11 protein-coding genes are annotated in these 16,681 nt (G+C 62.2%); 5 read left to right on the top strand and 6 right to left on the bottom strand.

Features of this window, described 5'->3' with window-relative positions; genetic code table 11:
* Nucleotides 1-429: 429 nt before the first annotated feature.
* Nucleotides 430-1,509, bottom strand: a complete 1,080-nt coding sequence (locus tag HTZ84_RS00810) for a glycosyltransferase family 4 protein (protein ID WP_174678938.1) — start codon at nucleotides 1,507-1,509, stop codon at nucleotides 430-432.
* Nucleotides 1,510-1,600: 91 nt separating this feature from the next.
* On the opposite strand from HTZ84_RS00810, the gene HTZ84_RS22985 reads away from it, so the two are divergent.
* Together HTZ84_RS22985 and HTZ84_RS00800 are read left to right on the top strand one after the other, a co-directional pair.
* Nucleotides 1,601-2,785, top strand: coding sequence for a glycosyltransferase family 4 protein (locus HTZ84_RS22985; RefSeq protein WP_174678937.1), 1,185 nt, complete (start codon nucleotides 1,601-1,603; stop codon nucleotides 2,783-2,785).
* A gap of 6 nt (nucleotides 2,786-2,791) precedes the next feature.
* Nucleotides 2,792-3,694: a glycosyltransferase family 2 protein gene (locus HTZ84_RS00800; protein WP_174678936.1), complete on the top strand. Its 903-nt coding sequence runs from the start codon at nucleotides 2,792-2,794 to the stop codon at nucleotides 3,692-3,694.
* Nucleotides 3,695-3,808: 114 nt separating this feature from the next.
* Here the strand turns inward: HTZ84_RS00800 and aglG are convergent, their stop codons facing one another.
* Nucleotides 3,809-4,777 (bottom strand): glucosyl-dolichyl phosphate glucuronosyltransferase, encoded by a 969-nt coding sequence (gene aglG / locus HTZ84_RS00795; protein WP_174678935.1) that lies wholly within the window; start codon nucleotides 4,775-4,777, stop codon nucleotides 3,809-3,811.
* Nucleotides 4,778-4,981: 204 nt separating this feature from the next.
* On the opposite strand from aglG, the gene HTZ84_RS00790 reads away from it, so the two are divergent.
* Complete coding sequence (locus HTZ84_RS00790; RefSeq protein ID WP_174678934.1) at nucleotides 4,982-7,954, top strand: oligosaccharyl transferase, archaeosortase A system-associated; 2,973 nt, start codon at nucleotides 4,982-4,984, stop codon at nucleotides 7,952-7,954.
* A gap of 129 nt (nucleotides 7,955-8,083) precedes the next feature.
* Entirely contained in the window at nucleotides 8,084-9,010 is a 927-nt protein-coding gene (locus tag HTZ84_RS00785) for a DUF368 domain-containing protein (RefSeq protein WP_174678933.1), read from the top strand.
* A gap of 90 nt (nucleotides 9,011-9,100) precedes the next feature.
* Here the strand turns inward: HTZ84_RS00785 and HTZ84_RS00780 are convergent, their stop codons facing one another.
* The 4 genes from HTZ84_RS00780 to glpA all read right to left on the bottom strand — a co-directional run bounded on the left by HTZ84_RS00780 (nucleotide 9,101) and on the right by glpA (nucleotide 14,832).
* A complete protein-coding gene (locus HTZ84_RS00780) occupies nucleotides 9,101-10,318 on the bottom strand; it encodes a Cdc6/Cdc18 family protein (protein ID WP_174678932.1) in 1,218 nt (405 codons plus the stop codon).
* A complete protein-coding gene (locus tag HTZ84_RS00775) occupies nucleotides 10,319-11,674 on the bottom strand; it encodes an anaerobic glycerol-3-phosphate dehydrogenase subunit C (protein ID WP_174678931.1) in 1,356 nt (451 codons plus the stop codon).
* 157 nt (nucleotides 11,675-11,831) lie between these two features.
* On the bottom strand, nucleotides 11,832-13,160 hold the full coding sequence (glpB, locus tag HTZ84_RS00770) for a glycerol-3-phosphate dehydrogenase subunit GlpB (protein ID WP_174678930.1): 1,329 nt from the start codon (nucleotides 13,158-13,160) through the stop codon (nucleotides 11,832-11,834).
* Between the two features lies 1 nt (nucleotide 13,161).
* Nucleotides 13,162-14,832: an anaerobic glycerol-3-phosphate dehydrogenase subunit GlpA gene (gene glpA, locus HTZ84_RS00765; RefSeq protein WP_174678929.1), complete on the bottom strand. Its 1,671-nt coding sequence runs from the start codon at nucleotides 14,830-14,832 to the stop codon at nucleotides 13,162-13,164.
* A gap of 307 nt (nucleotides 14,833-15,139) precedes the next feature.
* Between glpA and glpK the strand changes: the two genes are divergently transcribed.
* Nucleotides 15,140-16,681 carry a glycerol kinase GlpK gene (gene glpK, locus HTZ84_RS00760; protein ID WP_174678928.1) on the top strand — a complete coding sequence of 514 codons (1,542 nt, stop codon included), beginning with the start codon at nucleotides 15,140-15,142 and terminating at the stop codon, nucleotides 16,679-16,681.

Below are 16,681 nucleotides of genomic sequence, written 5' to 3'. Positions count from 1 at the left end.
TGAGCCTGTTCGTTTGCAGGGCAGCAAACGAAACAAGGAGGATAACGTGTGGGCATGAGTCACATCCTGTATCTCGGGAGAGTCCGGCAGTAGTCATAATTGGGGGACGTAGAAGGGAACGATCAACGTTACCCATCCAGTTTTCCACCACAGTGCTAACCAGAGTGGAGAGAAATGATATCTTCTGCGATATACTTCCACGAAAGTTCTTCTCGGGTCATCTCGTCGTCTCTGACCCACAGCGGACAGAGTTGTATCACCCGTTTTCAGAATGTGTTCTAATCTAGCTTCCAGTCCCTTATAAAAAAGTTCCACGATGAGCCGAGATACATGATCCTGAGACCGGCGGACTCCCACAGTTGGTGTTCGTTCACTTTCTTCCTCGCACTCGCAACAGGTAGTTCTCAGTCAAATACCCTCCACTCGAACTTAGCGGCGGTAAAGGGAAAAGACCGCATCTCCAATTTTGTCCCAACTGTGAGTGTGATCTGCCCTGCGAATATTTTGGCGACCGATAAGGCAGAGTGTGTCACTATCTACTTGAAGAGCTTTTTCGATCGCGGATTTAAGGGAGTCATCTTCATAGACTATGTTTTTATCCGAACCTAAGCTAGGTATTGCACCCTGAGCAGGTGCCACGAACGGTCGACCCATGCTCATAGCAAGGACAGCTGAACCTGAACTATAAATATGCTTATAAGGAAACACTGTGAGATCACAAGCAGCAAAATATGTCTGTACCTCGTCGTCGGAGATGTATTGCAAATTTTCAGTCACATCATCACGATCGGCAGCTACGCTTCGGATCAGGGGAATTAAGTCTTCGTGCTTCGGTTTTCCTGCGACGATAAGATGTGCGCCCTCGGGATCTAAGTCAGACCAAACATTGAGTAACTTTGGCACTTGTTTGTAAGGTCGGATCATCCCAAAATAGAGGAAGATCCGTTTGTTTTGAGGTAGTCCAAGGGATGAACGTGCTTTACGTTTTGACAGTTGCTCATCAGGGGGGTAAAAGGGGTGATAGTTCCCGTGGGGAATAGCAACCATTTTCGTCGTTGAAACATCCAAATACTCAGCTAACTCGCGCTTCGTATTGTCATCCCAGACCTGGACGGCATCAACCAACGAAAAAACTTGCTGACCAACCCACCGGTCCATCTCCTCGTATCGCCGTTCATGATTGCATTTGTTATGTACTGTCCAGACCATACGGTCACAAAAGAGATTGATAAGGTAGAGTTGGACGAGAAAGAACAGCGAAAATGCCCAGCACGCGTATTTTACCAAAGGAATACGGTAGAACCGCTCATAACTCCCGAAAAGAAAGTATACGTGAGTCCAGTGAAGGTGAAACACATCAGCATCCGTTCGGAGGACGTCAAGGAGGGGCAGGGCTAAAGGGCGAGCGGTCGTTGACCGCTTGACCTCTACACCCTTCTGTTCAAGACTCGAACTAAGCAATTCGAGATACTGATTTCCCTCGAAAAAGGGAGCCATAAGAACGCGCATATATGACCGCATTCCCGCTTCGGACGAAATAGCTTGCGCATCAGGACCGAAAATCGAAAGGGACACTCTACTTTGGATGAAAGCATAAGCAGTGAATCTCCTCCAAATCTCCCCGTACGTCGTTCAACCACCGACCGACGGAGGGTCCCATCGTGCTCACGGCCTTGTAAAAGAAATTCCTCGATTTGGTGGTCGTGTTGTCCGTTACTGTCAAGGAGTCTCTTCTGAGCAGTATCGCGAGCTCGACCTTCAGCGTAACGTCCATGTCGCAGAGGGTTACGATGAGTATCGCCACATACATCCAGCCCATGACATCGCAAAACTCACAATGCTTCTGGGATACCCCAATGTGTTTTCTGACCGGGCACTGAAGTTCGCTTCTGAGCCGCTGACTACACTTGCTGCAGACGCGGATGTTGTCCTCGTGCGTGAACCGTGGCAGGTCAACGCCGTTTCAGATCTTGTTGATCTTCCTATTGTTTACTCGAGTCACAATGTAGAAGCAGAACGGTTCGAAGAGTTTAGAGAAGGTGGCTATCTTAAAAAACGGGCATATGACCGAGTTATCAGACTCGAACAAACTGCGCTTGACGCAGCCGATTTAGTCATCTGTACTTCTGATCGTGACGCCGAAAGATACCAGAATCAGTTTGGGTATGATGGCCCAGTCCATATCGCCCCAAACGCTACATACCGGGCGAGACTTCGAGAACATGATCCTGACTCGCCGGCCGCACACCAGGTTCGAGAATCGTATGGGATTGACGCTACCACAACAGTAGCAACATTTGTTGGAAGTGATCACCCACCTAACGTTAAAGCTGTCAAGGCGATTCTTACGATGGCCGAACAACAAGAGGGTGATATTCACTTCCTTGTCATCGGGTCAGTTTGTAACGCCATCCAGTCTGCTCAGGACAGGGTAACGTTTGCAGGGTTTGTCGATGACCTTGAACCCTATTTTGACGCGACAGACATTGCTCTCAATCCAATGTCATCTGGGTCCGGTACGAATATCAAAGTTTTAGACTACTTTGCACGAAGTCTGCCAGTCATTTCAACACCCTTTGGCGTCCGTGGGTTTGACATCGAAGATGGCAGAGAAGCTATTGTGACTCCGATAGAAAACTTTTCGGACGCGATCACAGCACTTGCTCACAATCCTCATCGTTGTGATCGACTCGGTACAACCGCGCACAAACTCGTTGCTGAAACGTATACCTGGGAGACTGTTTCCGAGAAGGTTTATAAAGCCCTCATACAGCATTATGGGTGAGTCATCATGGAAAATCCACCAAGCGTCACCGCAATAGTCCTCAACTGGAACAATTATGAGGACACCGCTATATGTCTCAAATCTCTTCAGACAGTGGAATATCCGAATTTAGATATTCTGGTCATAGATAACGGTTCGACGGACGGATCTAGTGAGCGGATCGACACTGAATTTCCTTCGGTCGAGGTTCGATATAACGAGAAGAACCGCGGCTTTGCGGGCGGTATTAACCCTGGCATCCGGCAAACGCTCAATGAAGGCACAGAGTTCGTATGGATCCTTAATAACGATACGCAGTTTCCAGAGTCAGACGTTCTAACTCGGCTCATAAACACAATGATCGAACATCCTGAGATCGGCGTTCTGACTCCGTTAATTCGTGAACTCCCTGACACCGATACGATCTGGTTTTGGAAGGGGGTCGTAGATTGGCGAACTGCCAATGCTGACCATGTCGATATCCCGACAGAGCTTCCAACAGGGCTCGTCGAAACCGAATATATCCCTAATTGTTGCTCACTGTTTCGCTCATCAGTCTTTGAAGAAGTCGGTCTCCTTCCAGAGCAGTACTTTATCTACTACGAGGATGTTGATCATGGAATCCGAATCCGCAACGCAGACTACCGACTAGTAACTGATACTCGAACGACCGTCTATCACGAACAGGGAGGAACATCAGGTGACGAAATCCAACCGCTTTTCTCGTACTATAATGGGAGGAATACCCTCCTCCTTGCTAAGCGCTTCAGAGAAAAGCGTAAGGGGACCTTTCCGATCTGTTTTCCGATATGGACTGGAAAACAAATCGGCTACCGTGTCCTCAATGGAGGATACTCTGGGATTCTGCCATTCGTCAGAGGTGTTTTTGATGGTCTCCGTGAATGTACTGATAAAGGCCCTTACCCCTAAATCTATCAGGTGGAACAGATCCCATATCACTGATATAATTGACAACATGGTCTTCGATAGAGACAGAATGTCTACAGAGACTCGATTGCCGTAGGGTTATTGAGAAACGCCTACTCAAGATTTCTGGTCACCGGCAGCAATATCCTGACCGACGGTCAGCCATGACCGATCAACATCAATTAATCCGTATAGATAGCCGAAGCCGACAGCAGCGGTAAACACGAAGATCGTCACGAGTTGTTTTACCTTCGGGACCGAAGGGTCGGCCACGAGGCATTTCAGTCGCAATAGGACAAACCCGAACATGAGTTGTTGCAGATATTCGCTCTTGTCGCCTTTCGCCTCAGGTAACAGCAAATCCATGATCCGCTTCGAGTAGCCCTGCCAGAACGATCGGAACACCAACCAGCGAAAGTCCCCACGATAGTCGAACAGTTTGTGATGGACTACCGCATCAGTATTGTAGATCACGCCCCGCCCGTACTTATTCGAAATCCGGATACAAACCGGCGCCTCGTGAGCCTGGATGTGCCGATCGCCGTGGCGGCCCGTGTTCTCGTCGTAGCCGCCGACGTTCAAGAACACCTCACGGCGAAACGAGATATTCGAGCCGTACGTGTTCCGCAGTTCCTCCATGTGCTCGCCCATGCCGCGCTCGTCACAACCCACTAACCAGTAGAACTCTGCCGGGAAGAAGTCAGGTTTCTCGGTCACCCAGTCGGGGGCGACGTGGCCGCCGACGGCGAGGGCGTCGGTCTCCTCGTAGACGCGAGCCAACTCAGCAACCCAGTCCGGCTCAGCCACTGCATCGTCATCGATAAACGCGACGACGTCACCGGTGGCGATCTCGGCGCCTCGAGTCCGACTGTACGAAATCCCCTGATTCTCGTCGTTGCAGTGCAAGACGACGTTCTCGAGGGCTCCGTAATCGTTCTGGACGCGTTCGAAGACCGGTTCGTTCCCGTCGACGAGGATGACAACTTCGAGCGAGGCGTAGGTTTGTGAGAGGACGCTGTCGACGCACTCGGAGAAGACGTCGTAGCGGTCCATCGCGTAGGTACAGATGACGACGGAGACCTTCATCGAGACTCGATTGCAATGAACGCAGAATAAGCCTTTTCCTTCGGACACCTCGGATAATCAGTCCTCGAGCGTCGAACGTCCATCGCGTATCGATAATCAGTCGGGGAGAAAACTACCGGCGTTGTAGGTATTAGGGAGCCCGGATATCAAACGGCGGCCGGTAGATGACAAGGCTTATTCTCCACTTGTGTCTGGTGCATCCTAATGAGTACGGATACCGAACACGTCGAGGAGGAGTCTGAGACGTCACCCTCTCTCCTCGAGACGTGGTCTGACTGGTATCACATCCCCCTAATCGGGGCTGTGATGCTGTTTATGTTCTGGGTGCGGACCCAGGCGTACGACCAATTTGTCACCGAAGACGGCTCGCCCGCACTGGCGGGGGTCGACTCGTGGTATCAGTGGCGGACGATCGAATGGACGGCGGAGAACTACCCGAACACGATGCCCTACGAGGTATGGACCGGGTTTCCGGAAGGGAACTACGTCGGTCAGTTCGGGACGCTGTTCGACCAGCTAATTGTCACGGTCGCGATGATCGTCGGGCTCGGCGATCCGTCGCCGGAGACCGTCTACACCGTCGCGCTCTTGATGATCCCGGCGATGGCCGCGCTCGTGGCGATCCCGGTCTTTTACGCGGGTCGGCGCCTCGGCGGCACGCTCGGGGGCATCGTCTCCGTCCTCGTGCTCGCACTCGCGAAGGGACAGTTCCTGACGCGATCGACGGTCGGCCAGCTCGACCACCACATCGGCGAGGTGCTGTTCATGGCGATTTCCGTCGTCACGATGATGGTCGCGCTGACCGTCGCCGAACGCGACCAGCCGATCTACGAACTTGTCGTCGACAGGGACTGGGACGCGCTGCGAACGTCGACCATCTACAGCGTTCTCGCAGGGGTCGCGCTCACCCTATACATCTGGGTCTGGCCCTCCGCGGTCCTTCTGGTCGGTATCTTCGGCGTGTTCTTCGCCGTGCAGCTCTGTCTGGACTACCTCCGCGGGATCTCGCCGGACCACGTCGCCTTCGTCGGCGCGGTGAGCCTCGGCGTGACCACGATCCTGACGCTCCTCCTGATGGAAAACCCCGGTAGCACGAGTTCGACGAGCTTCGGACTGCTCCAGCCCCTCGCTGCCTTCCTCGTGGCCGTCGGCTGTGTCTTCATGGCCTGGCTCGCCCGCCAGTGGAACGATCGCGACATCGAGCGACGGTACTACCCCGTCGCCATCGGCGGTCTCATCGCCGCGGCGCTGCTGGCGATGTGGCTCCTCCTCCCCAGTATATTCGATTCGATCGTCGGGAACGCGACGCGGCGCATGCTCCCGTTCGGCGGAACGGCCACCGATCTCACGATTTCCGAGGCTCAGCCCCCGGAGGACTTCTTCGATAGCGTCTTCAGCGAGTTCGGAAGCGCGTTCTACACCATGCTCGCCGGTCTCGCCTTCGTCGTCATTCGGCCGCTGTTCGGTCGCAGAATCCGAGCCGAGCACACGCTCGTCGTCGTCTGGGCGCTGTTCCTGATCAGCATGGCCGCGACGCAGGTTCGCTTCATGTACTATCTGGTGCTGGCGATCGCGGTCGTCAACGCCGCGTTCGTCGCGGAGTTCGTTCGTCTCTTCGATCTGGATCTCACGGCGAGCCTCGAGTCGATTCGAGGGATCGAGACCTACCAGGTGATCGTGCTCTTCCTCGTCGTCATCCTGCTGTTCGCGCCGCTGCTCCCGCCGATCGCCGCCGATGGCACGTCCTCCTGGGAACAGGCCGAAAGCACCGGTCCGTCCGGCGACGCGATGGTCTGGGAGGGATCGAACGAGTGGCTCGCCGAGAACACGCCCGCGCCGGGCAACTGGGGCGAGCACGAAAACGCCGATCAACTCGAGTACTTCGGAACGTACGGCGCCCCCGCCGACGGCGATTACGACTATCCGGACGGGGCCTACGGCGTGATGTCGTGGTGGGACTACGGCCACCTGATAACGACGCAGGGAGAGCGGATCCCCCACGCGAACCCGTTCCAGCAGAACGCGCCGTCCGCCTCGTCGTTCCTGACCGCCGAGTCCGAGGAACGCGGCGAACTGGTGCTGGATACCATCGCCGCCGGCGAGAACCCGGCCGACAAGTCCACCGAGGAACTCGAGTCGCTGTCCGAGGGCGCCACCAACGAGGAGCTGCGGTACGTGATGATCGACTACGAGATGGCGGCCGGGAAGTTCTCCGCGATCACCGCGTGGTCCGGGCCGAACTACGAACACTACGTGACGCCCGAGGGCCACGAGGACGGACAACCGGTGAACATCAACGACTACCAGAACGGGACCATCCCGTACTACGACACGATGCAGTCGAAGCTGTACTTCGACGACGCGGACGGCCTCGAGCACTACCGGACCGTCCACGAGAACGCCGACGCCGGGACGGCGACGATCGTCACTTACGCGAACGTGTTCGTCCCCGGCGCCATTCAGGGACAGGTCGCCCAGGAGCTGCAGGAACTGGGCTACCAGGAGGGCGACGTGATCTACTACCAGGACGGCGAGTTCGCGGCGCCCGGCGAGGGTCGCCCGTCGGTGGCGATACAGCAGATGGGCTTCCAGCAGATCCAGCAGGTCCAGCAGAACCCGACCCAGCAGCTGCTCGGCGCCAGAAGCGCCGCCGCGGTGAAGACGTTCGAGCGCGTCGAGGGCGCGACGCTCACCGGCACCGTCGACGACGACGCCGACGTGCTCGGAAACGAGACGACGGCCACCGTCGAGGTCGAACTCGAGACGAACGCCGGTCGGACGTTCAACTACACGCAGGAGACCGAGGTCGCCGAGGACGGCTCGTTCGAACTGACCGTCCCCTACGCGACCAACGACGAACTCGGCGTCGAGGACGGCTACACGAACAGTTCCGTCGAAGCGACCGGCGAGTACGAGGTGACCGTCGGCGAGCCGGGCGAAACCGGCTACGCAACGGAGACGGCGGTTCCCGAGACCGAAGTGGTCACGGGCGAGACCATCACCGTCGACGGCTTCGAGCAGACCGAACTCGAGGACCCCGACGAGTCGGACGGCAACGAGACCGACGGGAACGAAACCGACGACGGCAACGAAACTGCCGACGGGAACCAGACCGACGACAGCAATCAGACTGACGGCAACCAAACCGACGACGGCGCCGACACCGAGGACAACTAACGACGACCCCGACCCGATCCCCGCCGTCGCAGTCGATTTTCGACCGGAATTCGCGTCGCAAAATCCGACCTCCTACAGCGACCTCCGGAAGTGAGAACGCTTTTCTCCTCGTCCGAAATAGCTCCGGTAATGCGGGACTTTCTCGCCGTGTACTGCAAGGGGTTCTCGATGGGCGCGGCCGACGTCGTCCCCGGCGTCTCGGGCGGGACGATCGCGCTCATCGTCGGCATCTACGACCGGCTGATCCGCGCGATCACCGCCGTCGATCCCCGGGCCTTTCGCCCGGCGCTGCGGCCGCACGATCCCGAGGCTCGAGCGCGACTCCGAACGGAACTCGAGCGAATGGAGATCCCGTTTCTGTTATCGCTGGGACTCGGCGTCGGGACGGCGATCGTGCTCCTCTCGAGTCTCATGCACGAGGCGGCGACGACGTATCCGGTGGCGACGTACGGCTTCTTCTTCGGGCTGATCGCGGCCTCGGCGGTCGTCCTCTACGGCGAGATCGACCGGTGGACGGCCGGCCGCGTGGCGATCTCGGTCGGCGCGATCGCGCTCGCGTTCGTCGTCTCGGGGACGACGGCGGGGAACGTCCCGCACGGGCTGCCGATCATCCTCGTCGCCGGCGCGGTCGCGATCTGTGCGATGATCCTCCCCGGCGTGTCGGGCGCGTTCTTCCTCCTGATCCTCGGCCAGTACGAGTACATGACGGGAACGTTAAGCGGGTTCATCGACGCCCTCCTCGACCTGCTCGACGGCGGCGCGCTGGCGCCCGTCCTCGAGACCGGAACGGTCGTCGTCGTCTTCGGCGTCGGCGCGGTCGTCGGCCTGTTCACGATGGCTCACGCGGTCGGCTACGCCCTCGAGCACTATCGGGCCGCGACGCTGGCCGCGCTGGTGAGCCTGATGGTGGGCGCGTTGCGACTGCCCGCCGAGCGCGTCCTGAGCAACCTCGGCGAGACGTCGCTCGGAACGCCGGGTATCGCCGTCGCGATGGCGTTCGTCGGCGCCGGCGCCGTGTTGCTGGTCGACTGGTACACCGACGACCTCGAGTACTGAGTGGTGACGAGGGAACGCAGGACGGAGCGTCGACGGGCGAACGCAAAACGAAGCGAGACCGATTTTCGATACCGAGGACTCGAGCGGAGTTCAGGACGCGGGTGCAGTCCCGTCTCCGTCCGAGGGCTCGTCGTCGGTTTCGCCGTCGGTGTCGTCGGGGCTCGGTCCGAGCGTCCGGAACGCGATCGTCGGGAACCGCACCGCGAGGGTGCTGGGGCGGCGGCCGCTCCCGGTCGCCGAGAGCGGAACGCGTTCGACGACGCCGCGATCGGCGAGTTCGTAGAGGAATCGTTTGACGGTGCCGGCGGTCAGCGACGATCGGTCGGCGATCTCGGTCGCGAGATCGCGGATCGGGCGGTCGGCGGCGTCGATGGCGACGAGATCGAGCAGCACCCGCTGGCGGGTCTCGGAGAGCGCCAGCACCCGATCGAGGTGGACGCTGTCGTCGGGAACGTCGGCTTTCGCTCGCTCGAGGTGCTCCGTGGCGACCCGGTCGCTCCCGTCCCGACTCGCGAGGACGGCGGCGCCGAACAGGGCCGCGAGCGCGTCGTGGGCGTTCCCGTCGGCCCACGCCGCCAGCTCGCGGACGGACTCGTGATCGAGCGCGCCGGCGGCGAGCCCCGTCGACGCGCGGTCGGAGATCACCTCGACGAGTTCGTGATCGCGGTAGGCCGGGACGGTGACGGTCGGCTGCTCGGCCGCCAGTTCGTCGGGGGCGTCCCGGCCGACGGCGACGGTCGAGACGCTGTCGCCGACGGGCTCGAGCAACTCGCGGGCCCGTTCGTAGGCGAGCGTCTCGGGCTCGTCGTGGTGGTCGACCGCGACGACCGCGTGGCGATCCGGCCGTTCGAGTTGCCGCTGAAGCCGGTCGCGGAGGTCGTCGGTCCCGACGCCGCTCTCGGGCACGGGTTCGCTCGAGAGCACCGAGAGGACGGTCCGGTAGAGGGCGAACGCGCTCTCGACGCGGCGGCCGTCGACGTAGACGAACCACGTCGAGGACCCGACCCGACCCGCCCGAGTCGTCGTGCCGATCGACCGAGACGATTCGCCGAGCTGCTCGTTCAACGCGTCGAAGACGGCGGTGACGATCGCGGACGTGCCCGCACCCGCCGGGCCGACCACGGCGATCGGCGGCGGCAACTCGCCGTCGAACACCGCCTCGAGCGCGTCGAGCAACTGTTCTAGGACGGGGCCGCGACCGATCGGGTCCGCGGGGTGGACCACCGGACTGAGGTAGTCCCGGTCGACGAGGATCTCGCGGTCCTGTCGCGCCGATCGCCGTCGGGCGATGCGCTCCCGCAGCTCCATCTACCCGGCCTCCCGGCGCCCGCTCGCAGCCGAGCCGGACCCGACCAGCGCCGCCTCGAGAACCTCGAGCGTGTGTTTGATCTCGTAGCCGGTGCCGTGTTCCATCTGCATCGAGCAGGTCGGACACTCGGTCAGCCCAGTTTCGGCGTCGGCCGCGTCCATGTGCTCGAACATCTCCTCGCCGATCTTCATCGACGTCTCGTAGTTCTCCTCCTTCCAGCCGTAGGTGCCGGAGATCCCCGAGCAGGAGTCGCCGACGTCGTGGGCCTCGATGCCGTCGATCACGCTGAGCACTTCGATCGTCTGTCCGTCGAGTCCCTGGTTACGTGAATGACACGGTGCGTGATAGGCGAAGTCGTCGAACTCGTCACCGTCGACCGAGCGCCCCTCGAGTTCGCCCTCGAGATCCTCGTGAACCCGGAGGTATTCGACGGCGTCCCAGGTGTTCTCGGCCACCGACTCGGTGTTCTCGAAATCGAACAGTTCGGGGTACTCCTGGCGGAGGGACATCGAACAGGAGCTACAGGAGGCGACGATATCGGCGCCGTCCTCCAACGCCGCGGCGAGTTCGCGGACGTTGGTCTCGGCGGCCCGCCGGGCGTCCTCTAACATGCCGTTGGCGAACATCGGCGTCCCCGAACAGGACTGGTCGGGGACCATGATCTCGTAGCCGAAGTGCTCGTAGACGCGGACGAGCGCCTTCGCGACCTCGGGCGTGTTGTAGTTCGAGTAGCAGCCGTGGAAGTAGGCGATCCGCTTGTCCGGGTTTTCGACCTTCGCACCGCCGCGCTTCGTCCACCACTCGCGGAACGTCTCGGTCGCGAACTCGGGGAAGTCCCGCTCGCTCGTGATCCCCAGGAGCTTCTCGCCCATCCACTTCGTCACCGAGAGCCCCATCACGAAGTTCGCCGTGCGGGGGAACGCCGCCGCCAGCGGCGCGAGTCGCCGGTAGTTCGCGAGGATGCGATTGCGGAGATACTCCCGAGAGAATGTGTCCATCTGCTCCTCGACGTACTCACCGCGGGCCGTGTTGTGCATCTGCGAGAGGGGGACCTCGGAGGGGCAGGCGCTGTCACAGCGCATGCAGTTCGAACACTTCATCACCGAGTCGTCGATGTCGTGGTCGTCCTGGCGCTTGAGCCGCCACTGCTCGGGGCCCTGGAACTTCGGGCCGGGGAACTCGTCGTCGACCTCGGCGACGGGACAGTTGGTGTCGCAGGTCGAGCACTTGTAGCAGTTGTCCGCCCCCGGCCGGAGGTCCATCTCTTCGGCCTCGGGGAACACCTGGATGGGTTCGAACTCCTCCTCTTCGGCTCCCGGTACGTGATCGTCGGTCGGTTGCTCTGCGTCGCTCATGAGTGTAGTCGTGGTCGTCGTGTCTCGATCGCTCTCGAGTCGGCCGGTCGGTCGTCGGTCCTCGAGTCGGCCGGTCGGTCGTCGGTCCTCGAGTCGGCCGGTCGGTCGTCGGTCCTCGAGTCGGCCGGTCGTCGGTTCTCGCTCGAGTCGCCCATTGCTACTCAGCCTCCTCGCCGGCCCGCGTCCCGGCGACGTAGCCCGTCGCGAGCGAGACGCCCGCGCCGGACTTCTCGGCGGCGAAGTCGTAGCCGCCGAGCACCGCGCCCGCGGCCCGCAGGTTCGAAAACTCCGGCTCGTCATCGGCGTCGAGCGGCCGCAACTCGCGGTCGGACGCGAGGCCGAACCGCGCGTAGGGCTGGTCGCCGAAGACGTCGTCGACGAACCAGTCGTAGCGGTCCGCGGCGTGGGGGACGTGGCAGTCGAAGATCGGCTCGAACACCCGTTCGCGTTCGGAACGGACGCCCTTGCCGACCAGCCCGCCCGTCGCGAGGACGTACTGGTCGGCGCGATAGGGGATCTCGGTGCCGTTGCGGTCGACGACGACGCGCTCGATGCGGTCACCGCCGCTGCCACCGTCGGCCGCTACCGCGTCCGCCTCGGCGGTCTCGTAATCGATCACCGGCACGCCCGAGGTGACGCGGACGCCCGCCTCCTCGAGCGCGTCGTACAGCAGGTCCTCGAGTCGCATGCCGGGCAGACTGGGCGGCCCCATGGGGACCTCGAAGACGTCGGCGCCGAGCGCGGCCGCGAGGTCGGCACGGACCTCGGCCGCGTGCTCGTCGCCGAGCACGGCGGGGAAGCCGACGCGGGATTCGTCCCCGAGGCGTTCGGCGACCGTCGTCGCGAGCGCCTCGCGCGCGCCGGTCTCGCCGGCGCCAGTCGTCACGGTCTCGTCCTGATCCAGCAGGTGAGCGTAGCGGGTCACCTTGGCGTCGTCCCGAACGACACCGGGGAACGGAATCGTCGCGCCGCGGGCCGAGAACGGCGCGCCCGCGGCCTCGAGGTGGGCGGCGGCCAGCGGCGCCTCGAAGTCCGGCAGGGTCTCGAAGCCGACCAGCAGCGCGTCGCGGTCGTCGCTGGCCAGGCCGTCGGCCGTCGAGACGGGATAGCGCGCGGTCGGCTTGACGGTGCCGCCGTGGGTCGGGACCAGCGCGTTCGCGTCGGTGTGGTCGCCCGCGTAGGCGTCGCCCGCGACGTCGTCGAAGAAGGCCAGCGCCTCGCGGACCGCATCGCTCCCGACGCGCTCGTAGGGGTGACCCTCGGGGAGGTCGGAGAGCGCGTCGAAGGGGTCGACGAGCGGGCCCTCCTCGGGCGAGTCAGGCGCGTAGCCGAGGATATCGATCAGCCCGCTGGCGTGGCGGAGCGTGCTCTGTTTGTACGTCACCAGTCGGACGCGGACGTCGGGCGCGGCATCTGCGGCCGCGAGCGCCGCGGTGGCGCCCGCCAGGCCGCCGCCGATCACGAGGACGTCGTCTTCGATGGCCATCTCAGGCCCCTCCGTCGAAGTCGGCGAACTCGATCGTCGTCGGCTCGCCCGCTGGATCCCGATCCCGATTCATCGTCGTCGCGTGTAAGGCGTAGTTGAGCATGGCCTGCGAGAGCTGTTCGCCCCACAGCGCGTGGCGCTCGCCCTTCCAGCGCTCCTGAAAGAGTTCGTCCAGCGCCGCGCGGACCGTCTCCTCGTCGTACTCGGGGTGGAGTTCGTTGGCCATGTTCTGACAGCAGAAGCCGCCCTGACAGTTGCCCATGGAGGCCCGCGTGCGGATGCGGACCGCGTTCAGGTCCGTCCCCGACTGGTCGATCGCGTCGCAGACCTCCGCGCGCGTGACGCCCTCGCACTGACAGATCACGGGGTTGGCCTCGTCGGTCTCGAGGACCTCGCTCGCCCGACTCCCCAGGCGCTGTTTGCTCCGGCGCGCGACCGGCGATCGGAGACCGAAATCGTCCATGCCGGCCTCGAGCGTTGCGATGTCTTCGCTGCCGGGCAGCGGTTCGTCGGCGGTGGCACAGGACGCGTTCACGCCCAGTTTCTCGCAGACGTGGTCGGAGATCTCCTCGGCCATCGCGCGGTAGGTCGTGAACTTGCCGCCGACGATGCTCGAGATGCCCGAGACGCCGTCGCGGTCGGCGTGGTCGAGCAGGAAGAAGTCCCGCGTGATGTCCGTCGGATCCTGCGTGCCGGTCCCCGGCGGCTCGTACAGCGGGCGCACGCCCCAGAAGGAGCGGATCGTCCGCGCCTCCTCGAGGATCGGAACGAGTTCCGAGAGGGTGTCAATCATCTGGTCGACCTCCCACTGGTCCTCGGGGAAGTCGTCCGGATCGGAGACCTCCTCGTCGGTCGTCCCGAGGATGGCCGTCGTCTCGTGGGGGACGACGATGTCGGCGTCGCCTTTCGGCCGGCAGCGGTTGATCACGGTGTCGACCTGCCGGACGTTCATGATCGTCATGACGCCCTTGGAGGGGCGCACCTCGATCTCGAGGTCGGCCATCGCGCCGATCTCCCCCGCCCACGCGCCCGTCGCGTTGACGACGTACTCGGCGGTGATCTCCTCGGTCGTGCCGGCCGCCGCGTGCGTCCGCTTACCGGGCCCCGACTCGTGGCGCACCTCGACGCCGTAGACGTCGTCGCCGTCGCGCAGGAGGTCCACCACCTCTGCGTGGGTCTCGACGCGCGCGCCGTGGGTCTCGGCGTCGATCGCGTTCGCGACGCAGAGCCGGAACGGGTCCACCGCTCCGTCGGGGACCTCGATGGCCCGTTTCACGTCTTCCGCGAGGTAGGGTTCGACCTCGCGGGCCTCCCGCCCCGAGAGGACGCGCGCGGGGATCCCGCAGTCCCGACAGCCCTCGAGTTTCTCCTGAAAGTAGTCGTCCGAGTCCTCGGGGCGCTGGACGAACAGGCCGCCGGTCTCCTCGACGCAGTGGCCGGCGATCTCCCGGAGGATCTCGTTTTCTTCGATACACTCCGTCGCGCTGGCGCGATCGGAGACGGCGTAGCGGCCGCCGCTGTGGAGCAGGCCGTGCATACGACCGGTCGTGCCGTCGGTCAAATTGCCCCGCTCGACGAGGGTCACCTCGAGGCCGCGCATCGCCAGATCCCGCGCGATGCCACAGCCCGTCGACCCGCCTCCGAGAACGAGGACCTCGGTGTCCGTTGCCATGCCTTCGTTCAACCCTCTCTCTCCCGGACCTTTATTTTATCGACGGTTCCGGAACGTCCGTAACGAGTCGATCGCCTCGAGATCGCCGCTCGAACGATACGACACCGACTGACCGCCCGAAACGGCCGAGATCCCTGAAAATGGTCGAAATAGCCGCTTACCACGGGTAATCAGGACAATACTGTCAGATAATATACGACATACAAATTAGGAGTTCAACAAATTTTATAATGATAGTAGGTATTGTTTACCAGTATCGTGCGATCGTCGGTAAAGACGTCGCGCGGAGCAACGAGGGAGATCACCAGTGACAGAATCCACGTACGTCGGTGCGGTAGACCAGGGAACGACCGGGACGCGCTTTATCGTGTTCGATCACGGCGGCCAGGTCGTCGCGAACGCCTACGAAACGCACGAACAAATCTATCCCGAACCCGGCTGGGTCGAGCACGACCCGATGGAGATCTGGGAGAACACCAAATCCGTTATCACGCAGGCGCTCGGTCAGGCGGGGATCAGTCCCGATCAGCTCGAGGCCATCGGCGTGACCAACCAGCGCGAGACGACGCTGCTGTGGGACGCCGACTCCGGCCGGCCGGTTCACAACGCCATCGTCTGGCAGGACCGGCGCACGACCGACCGCGTCGAGCAGCTCGAAGCGGAGGGGCAGGTCGAGACGATCCGCGAGAAGACCGGCCTCGAGGCCGACGCCTACTTCTCCGCGACGAAGGCCGAGTGGTTGCTGGACAACGCCGATCCGATCAAGCTCGAGCGCTCCCGGCCCGAGGACATCCGCGACCGCGCGGAGAAAGGCGACGTGCTGTTCGGCACGATCGATAGCTGGCTGATCTACAACCTGACCGGCGAGCACATCACCGAGGTCACGAACGCCTCGCGGACGATGCTGTACAACATCCACGACCTCGAGTGGGACGACGACCTCCTCGCGGAGTTCGACGTCCCGAAGGAGATGCTCCCCGAGGTCCGGCCGTCCAGCGACGACGACACCTACGGGACGACCGATCCGGAGGGTTTCCTCGAGGCCGAAATTCCGGTTGCAGGGGCGCTGGGCGACCAGCAGGCCGCGCTGTTCGGCCAGACCTGTTTCGACGCCGGCGACGCGAAGAACACCTACGGTACCGGCTCCTTTTTCCTGATGAACACCGGCAGCGAGGCCGTCACGAGCGACCACGGCCTGCTGACGACGATCGGCTTCCAGCGCTCGGGCGAGGACGTCCAGTACGCGCTGGAGGGCTCGATCTTCATCACCGGCGCGGCGATCGAGTGGCTCGAGGACCTCTCGCTGATCGACAACCCGGCCCAGACGGCCGAACTCGCCCGCAGCGTCGACTCGACGGACGGCGTCTACGTCGTTCCCGCCTTCACCGGATTGGGCGCGCCCCACTGGGACCAGCGCGCTCGCGGCACCATCGTCGGGATGACCCGTGGCACCCGGAAGGAACACGTCGTCCGGGCGACCCTGGAGTCGATCGCCTACCAGACCCGCGACGTCGCGGAGGCGATGGAGGCCGACTCGGGCATCGAGATGACCTCGCTGAAGGTCGACGGCGGCGCGGTCAAGAACAACTACCTCTGTCAGCTCCAGTCCGACATCATCGGCTCGGAGATCGTCCGCCCGGTCGTCGACGAGACGACGGCGCTCGGCTCCGCCTACGCCGCCGGACTGGCCGTGGGCTACTGGGACGACGTCGACAGCCTGCGGGACAACTGGCAGATCGACCGCGAGTTCGAGCCCGAGATGGACGCCGATCGAGCCGACAACCGCTACGCGCGCTGGACGGAAGCGGTCGACCGGGCGCGCGACTGGGCGCGGGACGACGAGGAGTGA

Origin of the sequence: Haloterrigena gelatinilytica (assembly GCF_013342145.1) — an archaeon.
Taxonomy (GTDB): domain Archaea; phylum Halobacteriota; class Halobacteria; order Halobacteriales; family Natrialbaceae; genus Haloterrigena; species Haloterrigena gelatinilytica.
Note: the sequence above shows the minus strand (reverse complement) of the source record. Positions and strands in the feature narration are given on the sequence as shown.